Origin of the sequence: Cellulosimicrobium sp. 4261 (genome assembly GCF_040546915.1) — a bacterium.
Lineage (GTDB): Bacteria > Actinomycetota > Actinomycetes > Actinomycetales > Cellulomonadaceae > Cellulosimicrobium > Cellulosimicrobium cinnabarinum.
This window is the reverse complement of the sequence record NZ_JBEPOQ010000004.1, coordinates 85,071-102,575: the sequence shown is the minus strand read 5'-3', so window position 1 is coordinate 102,575 and position 17,505 is coordinate 85,071. Positions and strand designations below refer to the sequence as shown.

General features: G+C 74.9%; 13 protein-coding genes. 11 read left to right on the top strand and 2 right to left on the bottom strand.

What is annotated here, in order from left to right; all coding sequences use genetic code 11:
• Positions 1-77 precede the first annotated feature (77 nt).
• From ABIE39_RS06760 to aspA, 3 genes are read left to right on the top strand one after another with little or no spacing between them, the layout of a single operon-like run.
• Positions 78-2,531, top strand: coding sequence for a beta-xylosidase/alpha-l-arabinosidase (locus tag ABIE39_RS06760; RefSeq protein WP_354051236.1), 2,454 nt, complete (start codon positions 78-80; stop codon positions 2,529-2,531).
• Complete coding sequence (locus tag ABIE39_RS06755) at positions 2,528-4,108, top strand: glycoside hydrolase family 43 protein (protein ID WP_354051000.1); 1,581 nt, start codon at positions 2,528-2,530, stop codon at positions 4,106-4,108. Before ABIE39_RS06760 ends, ABIE39_RS06755 begins: the two co-directional genes overlap by 4 nt.
• Before the next feature lie 48 nt (positions 4,109-4,156).
• On the top strand, positions 4,157-5,686 hold the full coding sequence (gene aspA, locus ABIE39_RS06750) for an aspartate ammonia-lyase (RefSeq protein ID WP_502914838.1): 1,530 nt from the start codon (positions 4,157-4,159) through the stop codon (positions 5,684-5,686).
• 85 nt (positions 5,687-5,771) lie between these two features.
• On the opposite strand, the gene ABIE39_RS06745 is transcribed toward aspA, so the two are convergent.
• Both ABIE39_RS06745 and ABIE39_RS06740 read right to left on the bottom strand, forming a co-directional pair.
• Entirely contained in the window at positions 5,772-6,275 is a 504-nt protein-coding gene (locus ABIE39_RS06745) for an META domain-containing protein (RefSeq protein ID WP_354050998.1), read from the bottom strand.
• Positions 6,276-6,476: 201 nt separating this feature from the next.
• Complete coding sequence (locus ABIE39_RS06740) at positions 6,477-7,733, bottom strand: APC family permease (protein WP_354050996.1); 1,257 nt, start codon at positions 7,731-7,733, stop codon at positions 6,477-6,479.
• Between the two features lie 192 nt (positions 7,734-7,925).
• Between ABIE39_RS06740 and ABIE39_RS06735 the strand changes: the two genes are divergently transcribed.
• From ABIE39_RS06735 to ABIE39_RS06700, 8 genes are all read left to right on the top strand, one after another.
• Positions 7,926-10,025 (top strand): hypothetical protein, encoded by a 2,100-nt coding sequence (locus tag ABIE39_RS06735; protein WP_354050994.1) that lies wholly within the window; start codon positions 7,926-7,928, stop codon positions 10,023-10,025.
• Between the two features lie 105 nt (positions 10,026-10,130).
• Positions 10,131-11,084, top strand: coding sequence for a cold-shock protein (locus tag ABIE39_RS06730; protein WP_163188951.1), 954 nt, complete (start codon positions 10,131-10,133; stop codon positions 11,082-11,084).
• A gap of 86 nt (positions 11,085-11,170) precedes the next feature.
• Positions 11,171-12,565: an alanine--tRNA ligase-related protein gene (locus tag ABIE39_RS06725; protein WP_354050992.1), complete on the top strand. Its 1,395-nt coding sequence runs from the start codon at positions 11,171-11,173 to the stop codon at positions 12,563-12,565.
• Positions 12,566-12,722: 157 nt separating this feature from the next.
• Entirely contained in the window at positions 12,723-14,606 is a 1,884-nt protein-coding gene (gene dnaK, locus ABIE39_RS06720; RefSeq protein WP_021479837.1) for a molecular chaperone DnaK, read from the top strand.
• Positions 14,603-15,265, top strand: coding sequence for a nucleotide exchange factor GrpE (gene grpE / locus ABIE39_RS06715; protein ID WP_051028412.1), 663 nt, complete (start codon positions 14,603-14,605; stop codon positions 15,263-15,265). Before dnaK ends, grpE begins: the two co-directional genes overlap by 4 nt.
• A 153-nt stretch (positions 15,266-15,418) precedes the next feature.
• Entirely contained in the window at positions 15,419-16,411 is a 993-nt protein-coding gene (locus tag ABIE39_RS06710) for a DnaJ C-terminal domain-containing protein (RefSeq protein ID WP_175009300.1), read from the top strand.
• Positions 16,412-16,448: 37 nt separating this feature from the next.
• Complete coding sequence (locus ABIE39_RS06705; protein ID WP_083384591.1) at positions 16,449-16,958, top strand: heat shock protein transcriptional repressor HspR; 510 nt, start codon at positions 16,449-16,451, stop codon at positions 16,956-16,958.
• A 158-nt stretch (positions 16,959-17,116) separates the two neighbouring features.
• Positions 17,117-17,425, top strand: coding sequence for a DUF1540 domain-containing protein (locus ABIE39_RS06700; protein WP_021482763.1), 309 nt, complete (start codon positions 17,117-17,119; stop codon positions 17,423-17,425).
• Positions 17,426-17,505: the final 80 nt, after the last annotated feature.

The following is a 17,505-nucleotide window of genomic DNA, read 5'->3' as shown; positions in this document are numbered from 1 at the left end:
CCGTCCCGACGGCACCCCTCGGCAGCCCGACCCCGGGCACCGACCCCGCGCCGACCCCGCGCCCCGCACCCCCGCAGATGCCCACCGTCTCCGGGCGCGTGCGCGCGCTCCACGCCCGCATGACGCTCGACGAGAAGCTCGCGCAGCTCGTCGGCTACTGGCTCGACCAGAACGGCACCGTCGCCCCGATGCAGTCGGAGATGACGGCGGGCCAGGCCGACGGCGGCCGGCTCGCGGAGATCACGCAGCACGGGATCGGGCACTACACGCGCGTGTACGGCACGCGCCCCGTCGACCCGGCGGAGCGCGCGGCGTGGCTGTGGGCGGAGCAGCGGCGGCTGCGGACCGAGACGCGGCTGGGGATCCCGGCGATCGTGCACGAGGAGTGCCTCACGGGCCTCGCCGCGTGGCAGGCCGCGACGTACCCGACGCCGCTCGCGTGGGGCGCGTCGTTCGATCCGGACCTCGTCGAGGAGATGGCGCGCGAGGTCGGGGAGTCGATGCGCACGCTCGGCGTCCACCAGGGCCTCGCGCCCGTGCTCGACGTCGTGCGCGACCCGCGCTGGGGGCGCGTCGACGAGTGCGTCGGCGAGGACCCGTACCTCGTCGGCACGGTCGGCACGGCGTACGTGCGCGGTCTCCAGGACGCGGGCGTGCACGCGACGCTCAAGCACTTCGTCGGGTACTCGGGCTCCCACGCGGGGCGCAACCACGCGCCCGTGAGCGCGGGCCCGCGCGAGCTCGCCGACGTCTACCTCCCGCCGTTCGAGATGGCGGTGCGCGACGGCGGCGCCCGGTCCGTCATGGCGTCGTACGTCGACGTCGACGGCGTCCCGCTGCACGCGAGCACCGAGCACCTCACCGAGGTGCTGCGCGGGCGCTGGGGGTTCGACGGCGTCGTCGTCGCCGACTACTTCGGCGTCGCGTTCCTCGAGGTGATGCACCGCGTCGCGGCCGACCGCGGCGAGGCGGCGGCCCAGGCGCTCCGGGCGGGCCTGGACGTCGAGCTGCCGACGGGCGACGCGTACCTCGCGCCGCTCGCCGAGCGCGTGCGGTCGGGGGCGCTCGACGAGGCGTGGGTCGACCGCGCCGTGCTGCGCCTGCTCACCCAGAAGGAGGAGCTCGGCCTGCTCGACCCCGGCGCCTACGCCGACGAGCCGCCGACCGCCGTCGACCTCGACACCCCGCGCCAGCGCGCGACCGCGCGCCGCCTCGCGCAGGAGTCGCTCGTGCTGCTCGCGAACGACGGCGTGCTCCCGCTCGTGCGGCCCGGGGCCGCCGGCGCGCCGGCCGCCCCGCGGCGCGTCGCCGTCGTCGGGCCGGACGCCGACTCGGCCGAGGCGCTCATGGGCTGCTACTCGTTCGTCAACCACGTGCTCGCGCACCACCCGGGCACCCCGGCGGGCATCGAGCTGCCGACGGTGCTCGAGTCGCTGCGCGACGCGCTCGCCGGGGCGGGGACCGACGTCACGTACGTGCGCGGGTGCGCGGTCGAGGGCGACGACGTCACGGAGATCCCGGCCGCGGTCGACGCCGCGCGGGACGCGGACGTCGCGGTCGTCGTCGTGGGGGACGAGGCCGGGCTGTTCGGGCGCGGCACCGTCGGCGAGGGCAACGACGTCGAGTCGCTCGAGCTGCCGGGCGTGCAGCGGCGGCTCGTCGAGGAGGTCGTCGCGACGGGCACGCCGGTCGTGCTCGTGCTGCTCACCGGCCGCCCCTACGCGATCGGTTGGGCGCTCGACGCGGCGTCGTCGCGCGGCGGCGTGCCGGCCGCCGTCGTGCAGGGCTTCTTCCCCGGCGAGGAGGGCGGGCGCGCCGTCGCGGACGTGCTCGTCGGCGCGGTGAACCCGTCGGGCCGCCTGCCCGTGTCGCTGCCCCGCGCGGGCGGCGCGCAGCCGTACACCTACCTCCACCCGGTGCTCGGCGGGCCGTCCGACGTGACGTCCACCGACCCGACGCCGGTGCGGCCGTTCGGGTTCGGGCTGTCGTACACGCGGTTCGCGTACGCGGACCTCGAGGTCGACGCGGCCGTCGCCGCGGGCGGGACGTTCCGCGCCGCGGTCACCGTGACCAACACGGGCGCGGTGGCCGGGGCGGACGTCGTGCAGCTCTACGCGCGCGACGTCGTGGGCTCCGTGCCGCGGCCCGTCACGCAGCTCCTCGGGTACGCGCGCGTCGACCTCGCCGCGGGCGAGTCGCGCCGCGTGACGTTCCGCGTCCCGACGACGCGCCTCGCGTTCTCCGACCGCCGCCTCGTGCGCGTGGTCGAGCCGGGCGACGTCGAGGTCTGGGTCGGCGCGCACGCGGCGGCCGTCGACTCCGCCCCCGGTGCGGGCGACCTCGGGTCGACGACCGGCGGCGCGATCGTCAACGAGTCCGCGCCGGCCGCGCGGCGGCACGTGGTGCCGGGCGCCGCGACCGCGCGCGCGACGCTCGCCGTCACGGGCCCCGTGCACGAGGTCACGGCCGCGGACGAGCGGCTCGTCGCCGTCGAGGTGTCCGCACGCGTCGAGGCGGGGGAGCGCGCATGACGCGCGTCCAGAACCCGGTGCTGCCCGGGTGCAACCCCGACCCGTCGGTGTGCCGCGTCGGCGACGACTTCTACCTCGTCACCTCGACGTTCGAGTACCTGCCCGGCCTGCCGGTGCTGCGCAGCCGCGACCTCGCGACGTGGGAGCACGTCGGGGACGTCGTCGACCGGTCGGGGCAGCTCGACTACGACGGCATCCGGTCGTCGGGCGGCCTGTTCGCCCCGACGCTGCGGCACCACGACGGCACGTTCTGGCTCGTGTGCACGCTCGTGGACCCGGACGACGACGCCCGCGGCGGCAACTTCGTCATGACCGCGACGGACCCGGCCGGGCCGTGGTCCGACCCGGTGTGGCTGCGCGACGAGGACGGCGAGCGGGTCGCGGGGATCGACCCGTCGATCTTCTTCGACGACGACGGCCGCGTCTGGCTGCACGGCACGCGCCTCGCGCCCGAGCCGGAGTGGTTCCACCAGACCGAGGTGTGGGTGCGCGAGCTCGACCCTGCGACGTGCACCCTCGTCGGCCCCGAGCACGTGGTGTGGACGGGGGCCGTGCGCGGCGCCGTGTGGGCCGAGGGCCCGCACCTGTACAAGGTCGACGGCACGTACTACCTGCTCGCGGCCGAGGGCGGGACGGACTTCCACCACGCGGTGTCCGTCGCGCGCGCGTCGTCGGTCACGGGGCCGTACGAGGGCGACAAGGCCAACCCCGTGCTCACGCACAGGCACCTCGGGCGGGGCGTGGACGTCGTCGGCGTGGGCCACGCCGACCTCGTCGAGGCGCCCGACGGCTCGTGGTGGGCCGTGCTGCTCGCGATGCGCGTCTACGGCGGCTACCACTACCCGCTCGGCCGCGAGACGTTCCTCGTCCCGGTCGTGTGGGAGGACGGCTGGCCCGTCCTCGCGCCCGGGGAGGGCCGCGTGCCCGACGCCGTCGAGGTCCCGTTCGCGAGCCCGGCACCCCGGACGGAGGTCCAGGGCGGGGCGAGCGGCGTCGTCCGCCCCGACGACCCGCGCTGGACGGCGGTGCGCGCCCTGCCGCGGGACGTCGCCACCCCGGCGGGCGAGGGCTGGGACCTCCCGGTGCGCCCGACGACGCTCGCCGAGCCGGGCGCGCCCGCGTTCCTCGGCGTGCGCCAGCAGCACCGCGACGTCGACGTGACGGTCACCCTGCAGGCCCCGGCCGTGGCGGGGGAGCGCGCGGGCGTCGTCGTGCGGCAGTCCGAGGACGACCACGTGCGGCTCCTCGTCGACGGCGGCCCGGGGGACGAGCGGCGCGTCGTCGTCGTGCACCGGCGCGGCGGCACGGACGCGGTGGTCGGGGAGACGACGGTGACCGCCGCCCCCGGGGAGCCGGTCGTCGTCGGGCTGCGCGTCCGCGGGCAGGACTACGGGCTCGTCGCCGGGACGGCGGGCGGGCCGGTCGTGGACGTCGCGACGGTCGACGGGCGCACGCTCGACAGCGCCGCCGCGGGCGGGTTCCTCGGGCTCTGGCTCGGCGTGCACGCGACGAGCGAGGGCCGCCCGAGCGCGTCCGCCGTGCGCGTCGAGCGGTTCGTGTACGAGCCGGTGGGCTGACGCGCCGCCCGGGCGTGCGGGAGCGCGCGGCCGGGCTACGGTCGGGGCATGTCGAGCGAACGGACACGCACCGAGGTGGACCTGCTGGGACCGAAGGAGGTCCCGGCGGACGCCTACTACGGCGTCCACACGGTCCGCGCCATGGAGAACTTCCGCATCTCGGGGACGACGGTGAGCGACGTCCCCGAGATGGTGCGCGGCATGGTGATGGTCAAGAAGGCGTCGGCGCTCGCGAACCGTGAGCTGCGCACCATCCAGCGCGACGTCGCCGACGCGATCGTCGCCGCGTGCGACGCGATCCTGCGCGACGGCCGGTGCCTCGACCAGTTCCCCGTCGACGTGTTCCAGGGCGGCGCCGGGACGAGCGTCAACATGAACACCAACGAGGTCGTCGCCAACCTCGCGCTCGAGCTCGCCGGGTTCGACAAGGGCCGCTACGACGTCATCAACCCGAACGACCACGTCAACCGCTCGCAGTCGACGAACGACGCCTACCCCACGGGGTTCCGGCTCGCGGTCCACGAGCTCGTCGTGCGGCTCCAGCACGAGGTGCGGCGGCTCGAGCGCGCGTTCGACGAGAAGGCGTCGGAGTTCGCCGACGTCCTGAAGATGGGCCGGACCCAGCTCCAGGACGCGGTCCCCATGAGCCTCGGCCAGGAGTTCGCCGGGTTCGCCGTGAACGTCGGGGAGGAGATCCGTCGGCTCGAGGTCGCGGGCGAGCTGCTGCTCGAGGTCAACCTCGGCGCGACCGCGATCGGCACCGGGCTCAACACCCCGCCCGGCTACCCGAAGGTCGCGACGCGCCGGCTCGCCGAGGTGAGCGGCCTGCACACCGTCCCGGCCGAGAACCTCGTCGAGGCGACCTACGACAACGGCGCCTACCTCGCCGTCCACTCCGCGCTCAAGCGGCTCGCGGCCAAGCTGTCGAAGATCTGCAACGACCTGCGCCTGCTGTCGTCGGGGCCGCGCGCGGGCCTCGGCGAGATCAACCTGCCCGAGCTCCAGGCCGGCTCGTCGATCATGCCCGCCAAGGTGAACCCGGTCATCCCCGAGGTCGTCAACCAGGTCTGCTTCAAGGTCATGGGCAACGACGTGACGATCACGCACGCCGCCGAGGCCGGGCAGCTCCAGCTCAACGTCATGGAGCCCGGGCTCGCGCAGTCGATGTTCGAGTCGTTGCACCTGCTGACCAACGCGTGCGTCGCGCTGCGCACCAAGTGCGTCACGGGCATCACGGCGAACGTCGAGGTGTGCCGCCGGCACGTGCTCGACTCCATCGGCATCGTCACGTACCTCAACGAGATCATCGGCCACCGCAACGGCGACCTCGTGGGCGCGGAGGCCGCCCGGACCGGGGCCTCCGTGCGCGACGTCGTGGTCGCGCACGGCCTGCTCACGGCCGAGGAGGTCGACGCCGTGCTGACCACGGAGAACTTCCTGCGCCCCCGCTACACCGGCCGCTACTACGAGCCCGACGAGCGCGGCCTGCCGCCCGCGGGCGAGGAGGGCGAGTCGTCGCGCGTCGTCGAGTCCGACGACGCCACGGGCACGCCCCCGGAGCCCGAGCCCGAGTCCTGACGCCGAGATCGGCCCGCCCGTCGCCGGGTCGACCTCCTGACGGTCGATCTCGGACGCGCGGGCCGATCTCGCGACGGCGCGGGGCTCAGCCCCGGACGAGGCGAGCGATCTCCGTGCCGTCCGGGCCGACGAGCACCAGCCGGCCGTCGTCCAGCCCGGCACGGGCGGCCGAGGCGACGTAGCCGGGGACGCTCTCGCCCTCGCACCCGATCAGGGTCTGGAGGCCCGTGGTCGCGAGCAGGCGACCGCCGTCGTCCAGGGTCCACGCGCCGCCCCCGCCGTTGCACCCGTCGGAGCCGGACCACGTCCCGTCCTCGTGGAAGACGACGTGCGGGTCGGTGGAGGAGCGCCCGGCCGGCTCCCACCGCCCGACGAGGTCCCGCACCTCCGCAGGCGCGAGGCCGCGCGGCAGCGCAGCGGGCGCGTCGAACGCCGCCCGCACGTCGTCGGTCACCTCGGGGGCTTCCGCGAAGTGCTCCGCGGCGTCGGGGATCGGGGCCGGGGCGCCGTCGACCTGCAGCCCGGCGACGACCGTGCCGTCGGCGTCGAGCAGTCGCCAGCCCTCGCCGTCGGGCTCGTACGCGACCACCGTGCGCAGCCCGCGGCGAGACCGACCGCCAGGACGGCGACGGTCGACGACATCCGTACGGGCTCGCGACCCCTCATGCCTCGATCCTGTCCCCGGTGCCACGCTTCTTGCAGCAGCGTGCGCCGTGTCTCGAGATCGACCCGCACGCCCGACGTCGACCCTCCGAGGGCCGACCTGGCGACGCGCGGGCCGACCTCGCGGCTACGACCGGACGCGCACGGCCCGGAGGACGACGCCGACCGCGAGCACCACGACCCCCGCGACCATGCTCGGGACGGGGAGCGTGAGGACCAGCGCGACGCACCCGAGCGCGCCGAGCACCGGGAGCGCACGCGGGTAGAGGCGGTGCGGCGCGGTCTGGCGCAGCGCCGAGAGGTTCGCGACGAGGTAGTACACGAGCACCCCGAACGACGAGAACCCGATCGCGCCGCGCAGGTCCGTCGTGAGCACGAGCGCCACGACCACCGCCCCGACGGCGAGCTCCGCGCGGTGCGGCACCCGGTGCACGGGGTGCACCGCGGCGAACCACCCCGGCAGGTCGCCGGTGCGGGCCATCGCGAGCCCCGTGCGGCTCACCCCGGCCAGCAGGGCGAGGAGCGCGCCGGCGCTCGCGGCGACCGCGCCGACGCTCACGACCGGTCCCGCCCACGACCACGACCCGGCGGCGACGGCGTCGGCGAGCGGCGCGGCGGACGCGGCGAGCCGCGCGGGCCCGAGCACCGCGAGGAGCGTGACCGCCACGACGGCGTAGAGCACGACGACCGTCCCGAGCGACACGAGCACCGCGCGCGGGATGGTGCGGCGCGGGTCGCGCACCTCCTCGCCGAGCGTCGCGACGCGCGCGTACCCGGCGAACGCGAAGAACAGCAGCCCGGCGGCCTGGAGGACGCCGTACCAGCCGCCGTGCGCGCCGCCGGGGTCGAGGACGGCGGACCACCGCGGCGTCGTCCCCGCGAGGCTCGCGACGACCGCGGTCGCGATCGCGAGCAGCGCGACCGCGACGATCCCGCGCGCGACGCGGGCCGTGCGCGTCACGCCGCGGTAGCCGACCGCGGTGAGCACGACGACCGCCGCGGCGGCCACGGGACGCTCCCACCCGGGCGGCGCGGCGTACGCGGCGAGGACGAGCGCCATGGCGGCGCAGCTCGCCGTCTTCCCGACGACGAAGCCCCACCCCGCGACGTAGCCCCACCAGGGGCCGAGGTGCTCGCGCCCGTACACGTACGTGCCGCCGGACGTCGGGTGCTGCGCGGCGAGCTGGGCCGACGACGTCGCGTTCGCGTACGCCACGACGGCGGCCAGGGCGAGCCCGACGAGCAGGCCCGTCCCCGCCGCGGCCGCGGCGGGCGCGAACGCCGAGAACACGCCCGCACCCACCATGGACGCGAGCCCGACGACGACGGCGTCCGTCGTGCCGAGACGGCGGGCGAGCGACGGCTGGCCGGGAGCGGTGGTCACCCGCACAGCGTGCCAGGACCAGGTGTCCACGAGGTGTCCGACGGCGGCCCCGGCACCGGCCCCGGGCGTGGCCGGGAGCGTCCCCGGGAGCCGGTACAGTTCCCGCCGGTGCCCCGTCCCGGTCGTCGTCGACCGGTCCCGACGAACGGGGGGCGACGGGCTGTGCGCTTCGGCGAGGACGGCGGTGCAGGGGTGGTCTCAGGAGGGTCCGGCGACGGGCGGCGTGCGGGGCGGACGGCGTCGTGCGCCGTGCTCGTCGGCGTGCTCGCGGGCGCGGTCGTGGTGGGGGTGCCGGCGGTCGCGAGCGCGGACCCGGCCGACGGGCTGTCCGAGACGTCGCACACGCGCTACGAGGTGGACGGCACCGGCCCGGTCCGGGTCCGGGTGACGACCACGCTGCGCAACGAGCAGCCCGACAGCGGCCAGTACTTCTACTACTGGGACGCCTACGGCATCCCCGTGCCGGCGGGCGCGACGGACGTCACCGCGACGAGCGGCGGCGCCACGCTCCCCGTGACGCTCGAGCCGACCGAGGACCCGGCCACGAGCGCCGCGCGGGTCTCGTTCTCGCCGCTCAACTACGGCCGCGAGCGGACCGTGGAGTGGGCGTACACGATCCCGGGCGAGCCGATCCGCTCGGAGGGGTACACGCGCGTCGGGCCGGGGTACGCGACGTTCGCCGTCGGCGCGCCCGGGGACCCGGGCCAGGTCACCGTCGAGATCGTCACCCCGACGTCCATGGACTTCGACAGCACGTGGGACGGGTTCACCCCGATCCTCGAGGGCACGACGCGGACGCACCGCGCGACGGAGAGCACCGACGACCTCGGCACGTGGTCGTTCGTCTCGCTCCGGGACCCGGCGCAGGTGGACACGACGACGGTCGACGCGGCGGGGACGGAGCTCGTGCTCGAGAGCTTCCCGGGCGACGCCGAGTGGAGCGCCTTCGTTGCGGAGCAGGTCGCCGCCGGGCTGCCCGCGCTCGAGCGCGTGGTCGGGATGCCGTGGCCGGGGAACCTCGAGCGCATCCGCGAGGACGTGTCGCCCGAGGTGCTGGGGTACGCGTGGTTCGACCGCGGCTCCGGCGAGATCGTCATCCCCGAGGACCTCGATGCCGGGCTGCTCTTCCACGAGCTCTCGCACGCGTGGCTCGCCGGGGACCGGTTCGTGGACCGGTGGGTGTCCGAGGGTCTGGCCGAGGTCGTGGGGGAGCGCGTGGCCGCGCAGACCGGCGGCCCGACCGAGACGTTCCCGGCCCCCGCGCGCGACGCGGCGGACGCGCTCCCGCTCGTCGCCTGGGCGGACGTCGACGTGCAGGACGGCACCGACGCCACCGAGGAGTACGCGTACGCCGCGGCGTGGACCGCCGTGTCCGCGCTCGTCGGCGGGCTCGACGACGAGGCGCTCGGGTCGCTCGTCGCGGCCGCGTACGCGGGGGAGAGCGCGTACGACGCCCCCGGCGAGCCCGGGCGCCCCGGCCTCACCGACGGTCGTCGCTTCCTCGACCTCGTCGAGGTGCGCGGCGAGGTCCCCGACGCCCAGGCGGCGTACCGCACCTGGGTCGCCGACGCCGAGGAGACCGCCCTGCTCGACGCGCGGGGCCCGGCCCGCGAGGCCTACGTCGCCCTCGACGCGGCCGACGGCGCGTGGCTCCCGCCCGCGGGGCTGCGCACCGCGATGACGGACTGGGCGTTCGCGGACGCCGACGCGGCTCGGGAGGCGATCGGGCCCGACGCCGCCGCGACCGCCGGCCAGGTCCAGCAGGCCGCCGAGGACGCGGGCCTGCCCGACCCGGCCGCCGTCCGCGCGCAGTACGAGGGCGCCCGCACCGCCGAGGAGTACGCGGCGCTCGCGACCGTGCTGCCGCGCACGGTCGAGGTCGTCGGGACGGTCGGCGACGCGGTCGCCGCGAGCACCGGCGGCGGCCCGTTCGCCGACCTCGGCCGCCTCTTGCTGGACGTCGACGGCTCGACCGCGGACGCGCGCGCGGCGCTCGACGCCGGTCGCCTCGACGACGCCGCCGCCGCGGCCGACGACGCGTCGTCGCGCGCCGCCGTCGCGCCGTGGGTGGGGATCGGCGCGGTGCTGCTCGTCGTCGCGGCGCTCGCCGGTGCGGTCGTGCTCGTGGTGCGCCGCCGTCGTGCGGCGGCCGCCCAGGGCGTCCCGGTCGAGGAGTCCGCCGCGGACCACGACGTCCGCCCGGCCGTGGCGGACCCCGCGGAGGGCTCGACGGACGACCCGGCGGACGACCCGGCGGACGAGGGGACGCCCGTCCCCGCCGCGACGCCGTAGCTGCGGGTCGCGGCCGAGGCCCGGCCGAGCGGTCCCGCGGCGCAGGAGCGCGGCGTCGTCGGGGAGACTAGGAGCAGCACTGTCTGTCGATGCAAGGAGTCCTAGGTGCCCCAGGGAACAGTCCGATGGTTCGACGCCGACCGAGGGTTCGGCTTCATCGACCTCGGGAACGAGGCCGAGGACCTGTTCGTGCACGCGTCCGAGATCGTCGGTGACGACGGCCCGAAGCAGCTCCGCGAGGGGCAGGTCGTCGAGTTCGAGATGGGCACCGGCGACCGCGGCCCGCAGGCGCGGCGCGTCCGCGTGACGGGCGACCGCGCCGCCGACGCGCCCGTGGGCGTGCTCGGCACCGTCGTCTGGTACGAGCCGGCCAAGGGCTACGGCTTCGTCACGCCCGACGGGCGCAGCGACGAGATCTTCCTGCACAGCTCGGCGATCGTCGGGGGCGGCGTCGTCACGGAGGGGCAGCGCGTGGCGTTCCTCGTCGTCGAGGGCGAGAAGGGTCCGCAGGCGGACCACCTGCTGCCGCTCGGCGCGCAGGCCGCGCAGCCCGCGGCGGACGGCGCCGACGGCACCGTGTCCTGGTACGACGACGTCAAGGGCTTCGGCTTCGTCGCTCCCGACGGCGGCGGCGACGACGTGTTCGTGCACGTCAGCGCCCTGGGCCGCGGGCTCACCGAGCTCGCCGAGGGCGCGCGCGTGACGTACGACGTCGTCGAGGGCGACAAGGGCCCGAACGCCCGGAACGTGCAGCTCGTGGGCGGCTCCGGGCGCCCGGGGCCGGACCGCGGCCGACCGGGCGCCGACCGCGGCCGCCCGGGCTCGGACCGCGGTCGTCCGGCGTCCGGCGGGCGCGTGCGCGGCGGCGAGGGCACGGTCGCGCGGTACGACGCCGACCGCGGCTTCGGCTTCATCACGCCCGACGCCGGCGGCGAGGACCTGTTCGTGCACGTGTCCGTCGTGCGCGGCGGGGAGGAGCTCGAGGAGGGCGACCGGGTCCGGTTCAAGATCCGGCAGAGCGACCGCGGGCCGCAGGCCGACGGCGTCGAGCTGATCTGATCGAGGGGCGGCGGGGCGCGGTCGTCCTCGCCGGGTGCCGGGGGATTGCCCTGGAAGTCGGTGGTCCCCGTCCCTAGGGTCGACGGATGGACGCCCAGGAGATCCGCTCGGCCTACCTCGCCTTCTTCGCCTCCCGGGGGCACGCCGTGATCGAGCGAGCGCCCCTGGTGCTGCGGGAGGACCCGACGACCCTGTTCACGGGCGCGGGCATGCAGCCGCTGATGCCCTACCTGCTCGGCGTGCGACCGCACGCCGCTGGGCGGCTCCTGGTCGACTCGCAGCCGTGCCTGCGGTCGCAGGACATCGACGAGGTCGGCGACCGACGGCACACGACGTTCTTCGAGATGCTGGGGAACTGGAGTCTCGGGACCGCCGACGTGGAGCGTCAGGTCCGGTGGTTCGCCGAGTTCCTCGCGCTCGTGGGCGTCGACCTCTCGCGCCTCTACGTCACGTGCTTCCGCGGGTCGGCCGAGCACGGGATCCCTCGGGACGACGCGGCGGCCCAGGCCTGGGTCACGGTGTTCGCCGAGCACGGCATCGAGGCGCCGGTCGTGGACGTCGGGTCGCGTGCGGACGGCGACCGCGACGGCATGCGCGGCGGCCGCGTCTTCCTCTACGACGCCGAGGAGAACTGGTGGAGCCGGGGCGGCGGCCTGGAGGGCACGCCCGCGGGCGACCCGTGCGGGCCGGACTCGGAGGTCTTCTACGACCTGGGCCCGGAGCTCCACGACCCGTCCGCCGGCGAGCCGCACCCGGCGAGCGAGGGGGGACGGTTCGTCGAGATCGGCAACCAGGTGTTCATGCGCTACCGCCGCACGGGCGAGGGCTTCGTCCTCCTCGACGAGCCGAGCATCGACTTCGGGGGCGGGCTCGAGCGCATCGCCGCCGCCGCGACGGCGTCCCCCGACGTGTTCGACGTGAGCCTGCTGCGCCCCCTGGTCGACCGGCTCGAGGACCTGAGCGGCCGCACGTACGAGGACGACCCGCGCCCGTTCCGCGTGATCGCGGACCACGTGCGCGCCGCGACGTTCCTCGCCGCCGACGGCGTGCGGCCGGGCAACAAGGCGCACGGGTACGTGCTGCGGCGGCTCGTGCGCCGGGCCGTGGTGCACGCGCTCCGGCTCGGGCTGGAGGACCGGTTCGTCGACGACCTCGTCGCCGTCGTGGCCGAGTCGTACCGCGACGCCTACCCGAGCCTGGCCGAGCAGCGCGCGGAGCTGAGCGGCGTGCTCCGGGACGAGGAGTCGCGCTTCCGACGGACGGTGCACCGGGGGCTCCGAGAGCTCGAGAGGCTCCGGGGCACGACCGTCACGGGCGACCACCTGTTCGTGCTCGCCGACACCTGGGGCTTCCCCGTCGAGCTGGCGGTCGACGAGGTCCGCCGCCGCGACATGGCTCTCGCCGCCGACTGGCAGGAGGGCTACGCGCAGCAGCGGGCGCGCCAGCAGGCGCGGTCCCGGGCGGCCGCGAGCGGGGAATAGTGCGGGTCGCGTGAAGGTTGAGCCTGATGGACTCAAGTTGAGCCGGGTGAGGTTGCGCGAGCACCGACCACGGATCTACCTTGAGTGAAGCAGACTCAACCCGGTGTGCCGAGGCGCAGCAGCGCCGTCGGGCACCCAGAACGACGGAGGCACACACATGGCACGAGCAGTCGGGATCGACCTCGGCACCACCAACTCGGTGGTCGCCGTCCTCGAGGGCGGAGAGCCCACGGTCATCGCGAACGCCGAGGGGTCGCGCACGACGCCGTCGGTGGTCGCCTTCTCCAAGACCGGCGAGGTCCTCGTCGGCGAGGTCGCCAAGCGCCAGGCGGTCACGAACGTCGACCGCACCATCAGCTCGGTGAAGCGCCACATGGGCACCGACTGGTCGGTGGAGATCGACGACAAGAAGTACACCGCGCAGGAGATCTCCGCGCGCATCCTGGGCAAGCTCAAGCGCGACGCCGAGGAGTACCTGGGCGAGCCCGTCACCGACGCGGTCGTCACCGTCCCGGCGTACTTCAACGACGCCGAGCGCCAGGCGACCAAGGACGCCGGGCAGATCGCGGGCCTCAACGTGACCCGCATCGTCAACGAGCCCACCGCGGCCGCGCTCGCGTACGGTCTGGAGAAGGGCAAGGAGGACGAGCTCATCCTTGTCTTCGACCTGGGCGGCGGCACGTTCGACGTCTCGCTCCTCGAGGTCGGCAAGGACGAGGACGACTTCTCCACGATCCAGGTCCGCGCGACCTCGGGCGACAACCGCCTGGGTGGCGACGACTGGGACAACCGCATCGTCGAGCACCTCATCAAGCAGGTGAAGAACAGCTCGGGCGTCGACCTGTCGAAGGACAAGATCGCGCTCCAGCGTCTGCGCGAGGCCGCCGAGCAGGCGAAGAAGGAGCTCTCGTCCGCGACGAGCACCACCATCTCGATGCAGTACCTCTCGATGAGCGAGAACGGCCCCATCCACCTGGACGAGAAGCTCACGCGCGCCCAGTTCCAGCAGATGACGCAGGACCTCCTCGACCGGACGAAGGCCCCGTTCCACAAGGTCATCTCCGACGCGGGCGTCTCCGTCTCCGACATCGACCACGTCGTGCTCGTGGGTGGTTCCACCCGCATGCCGGCCGTGACCGACGTCGTCAAGGAGCTCACGGGCGGCAAGGAGCCGAACAAGGGCGTCAACCCGGACGAGGTCGTCGCCGTCGGCGCGGCCCTGCAGGCCGGCGTCATCTCCGGTGACCGCAAGGACGTCCTGCTCATCGACGTCACCCCGCTGTCCCTCGGCATCGAGACCAAGGGCGGCGTGATGACCAAGCTCATCGAGCGCAACACGGCCATCCCGACCAAGCGCAGCGAGATCTTCTCGACGGCCGAGGACAACCAGCCGTCGGTGCTCATCCAGGTGTTCCAGGGCGAGCGCGAGTTCGCGCGCGACAACAAGCCGCTCGGCACGTTCGAGCTGACCGGCATCGCGCCGGCCCCGCGCGGCGTGCCGCAGATCGAGGTCACCTTCGACATCGACGCGAACGGCATCGTCCACGTCGGCGCGAAGGACCGCGGCACCGGCAAGGAGCAGAAGATGACCATCACGGGTGGCTCGGCGCTGCCCAAGGAGGACATCGACCGCATGGTCAAGGAGGCCGAGGAGCACGCGGCCGAGGACAAGAAGCGTCGCGAGGACGCGGAGACCCGCAACCAGGCCGAGGCGTTCGTCTACTCGACCGAGAAGCTCGTCTCCGAGAACAAGGAGAAGCTCCCCGCCGACGTCGTCACCGAGGTCGAGGCCGACATCGCGTCGGTGAAGTCCGCGCTCGAGGGCGAGGACGCCGACGCCGTGAAGACCGCGCACGAGAAGCTCGTCGCGTCCTCGCAGAAGATCGGCCAGGCGCTCTACGCCTCGGCCGAGCAGGAGCAGGCCGCCGGCAACCCCGGCGCCGCGCAGGACGACGCGACCGCCGCGGCGGGCGCGACGTCCGCCCCTGACGAGGACGTCGTCGACGCCGAGATCGTGGACGAGGAGGACGAGCGCAAGTGACGGCCGACGGACCGACCGACCCGCAGGGCCCCGAGGAGCAGGCCGGGCGCGAGCCCGGCCAGGGCTCCGACGACAAGCCCTTCCAGTTCACGGACAAGCGCAAGGTCGACCCGGAGAGCGGTCGGCCTCGCCCCGAGGGCGAGGCCGGCGGCTCCGCGGGCGACGACGCGGAGACGGACCCGCTCGCGGGCCTCGACTTCGAGCCGTCCGACGAGGCCGGGGTCGACGCCGCGGTCCTCGCGGCGAAGGCCGAGGCCGCGGAGCACCTCGACGCGCTCCAGCGTGAGCGGGCCAGCTTCACGAACTACCGCAACCGGTCGTTGCGCGACCAGGAGGCCGCGCGCACGAAGGGGATCGAGGACGTGCTCACCGCGCTCCTCCCGGTCCTCGACGACATCGACCGCGCGCGGCAGCACGGCGAGCTGACGGGGCCGTTCGCGGCCATCGCCGACAAGCTCGACGCGTCGCTCGAGAAGTTCGGGATCGAGCGCTACGGCGCGGTGGGCGACGAGTTCGACCCCACCGTCCATGAGGCGCTCATGCACCAGCCCGACCCCGAGGCCACCGCCACCACGGTGAACCTCGTCATCGAGCCCGGCTACCGGATCGGGGAGCGGGTCGTGCGCGCCGCGCGCGTCTCGGTCGTCGGCCCGCAGTAGCCACCCCTTCCTCGTGCCCGACGGCGCGGGCGCACCTCCCGCGCGGAGGTGCGCTCCGCCGTCGGGCACGCGAGGATCACCAGCAGCAGACCCACCGGCAGCAGCCATGGAACGAAGGACCAGGACAACGACCACCGACAGGAGGGAGGCGCCGTGACCGGACAGGACTGGATGGAGAAGGACTTCTACGCCGCGCTCGGCGTCCCCAAGGACGCCGACGACGCCGCGATCAAGAAGGCCTATCGCAAGCTCGCCCGCAAGTACCACCCCGACCAGAACCAGGGCGACGCGAGCGCCGAGGCCAAGTTCAAGGAGATCGGCGAGGCGTACGCCGTGCTGTCGGACCCCAAGGAGCGCGAGCAGTACGACGCGATCCGGGCGATGGCGGGCGGGGGCGCGCGCTTCTCCGCGGGCCCCGGCGGCGCCGGGGGAGCGGGCTTCGAGGACGTCTTCGGCGGCATGTTCGGCGGCGGGGGCCCGGGCGGCACCCGGGTCCGCTACTCGACCGGCGGCCAGGGCGCGGGCGGTTTCGAGGACATCCTCGGCTCGATGTTCGGCGGTGGCGGGGCAGGCCAGCAGTTCGGCGGCCCCCGGCCCCGCGCCGGCGCGGACCTCGCGGCGGCCACGACCCTGCCCTTCCGGCAGGCGGTCGAGGGCTCGACCGTGACGTTCACCGTCGACGGCCGCACGGTCACGACGCGCATCCCGCCGGGCGTCCGCGACGGCCAGAAGATCCGCCTGCGCGGCAAGGGCCGCCCGGGCACGGCGGGCGGGCCCGACGGCGACCTCGTCGTCACCGTGCACGTCACCCCGCACCCGGTGTTCTCGCTCGACGGGAACAACCTGCGGATCACGGTCCCGGTGACGTTCCCCGAGGCCGCGCTCGGCGCGACGATCGCCGTGCCGACGCTCGACGGCTCGACCGTCAAGGTCAAGGTGCCGGCCGGCACGCCGTCGGGGCGCACGCTGCGCGTCCGGGGCCGGGGCGTGAAGACCGCGAAGTCGACCGGCGACCTGCTCGTCACGGTCCAGGTCGCGGTGCCGCAGAAGCTCTCGAAGGCCGCTCGCGAGGCGGTCGAGACGTTCGCCGCCGCGACCGACGGTCAGGACGTGCGGGCCGACCTGGTCCGCCAGGCCGCGGAGTGACCGGCGCCCGGGGCGCCGGCTCGGGAAGGAGGCCCGGATGACCGCGTACCGCACGGACGACGCCCGGACGGGTCCGGACGTGACGCCCGACGTCGATCAGGACGCGCCCGTCCTCGTCATCTCGCAGGCCGCGGCGCTCGCGGGCATGCACCCGCAGACGCTGCGCCAGTACGACCGCCTCGGCCTCGTGGTGCCGCGCCGCACCGCGGGCCGGGGGCGGCGGTACTCGCTGCGCGACGTCGCGAAGCTGCTCGAGGTGCAGCGCCTCAGCCACGACGAGGGCATCAACCTCGCCGGCATCCAGCGGATCCTGGCCCTCGAGTCGCAGGTCGAGCGGCTCGAGCGGCGCATCGAGGCGCTCTCGGCGCGCGTCGAGCCGGGCGGCCGCGTGTTCGCCGCCGCGGCGAGCGGCGACGTCGTCGTCGTGCCCCGCGGGCGCAGCGTGCGGCGTGGGGTCGAGGAGGCGCTGCGCGAGACGCTCGTCGAGCACGGCGAGGCGCGCGCGCTCGTCATCTGGCGGCCCCGGGCCGACGGCACCGACAACTGACCTGCAACGAAGCATTTCCGCAAGAAAGCCGTGCGGTAATTGCTGCGCATTCTTGCATTTCTGAGCAAGGCCTTCCTTGCTATACACCGAGGAATTCGCGGAATACCGTGGAACGCGGAGACCGACCCACGAGGGGTCCTCGGAGACAGGAGATCGCGATGAGCAGCCTCACGGAGATGCCCCAGGTCGTCGAGTGTTCCATCGACGGCTGCGGCTACAACCACGACCACGGGTGCCACGCGGGCGCCGTGACCATCGCCGGTCACACCGGCGACGCCGAGTGCGCGACCTTCATCCCGCTGGGCACCAAGGGCGGGCTGGAGAAGGTGCTCGCGCACGTCGGGGCCTGCCAGCGCACGGAGTGCGTGCACAACGCCTCGCTCGAGTGCTCCGCGCCGTCGATCCGCGTCGGGGCGGGCGCGTCCGGCGAGGACCGGGCCGACTGCCTCACCTTCACGCCGCGCTGACACGCGGTCGCCGCCTTGCTCGCGGGCGGTCGGTCACCTGCCGGCCGCAGACGCCCCCGGACGCCCCGGACCACGTGCTC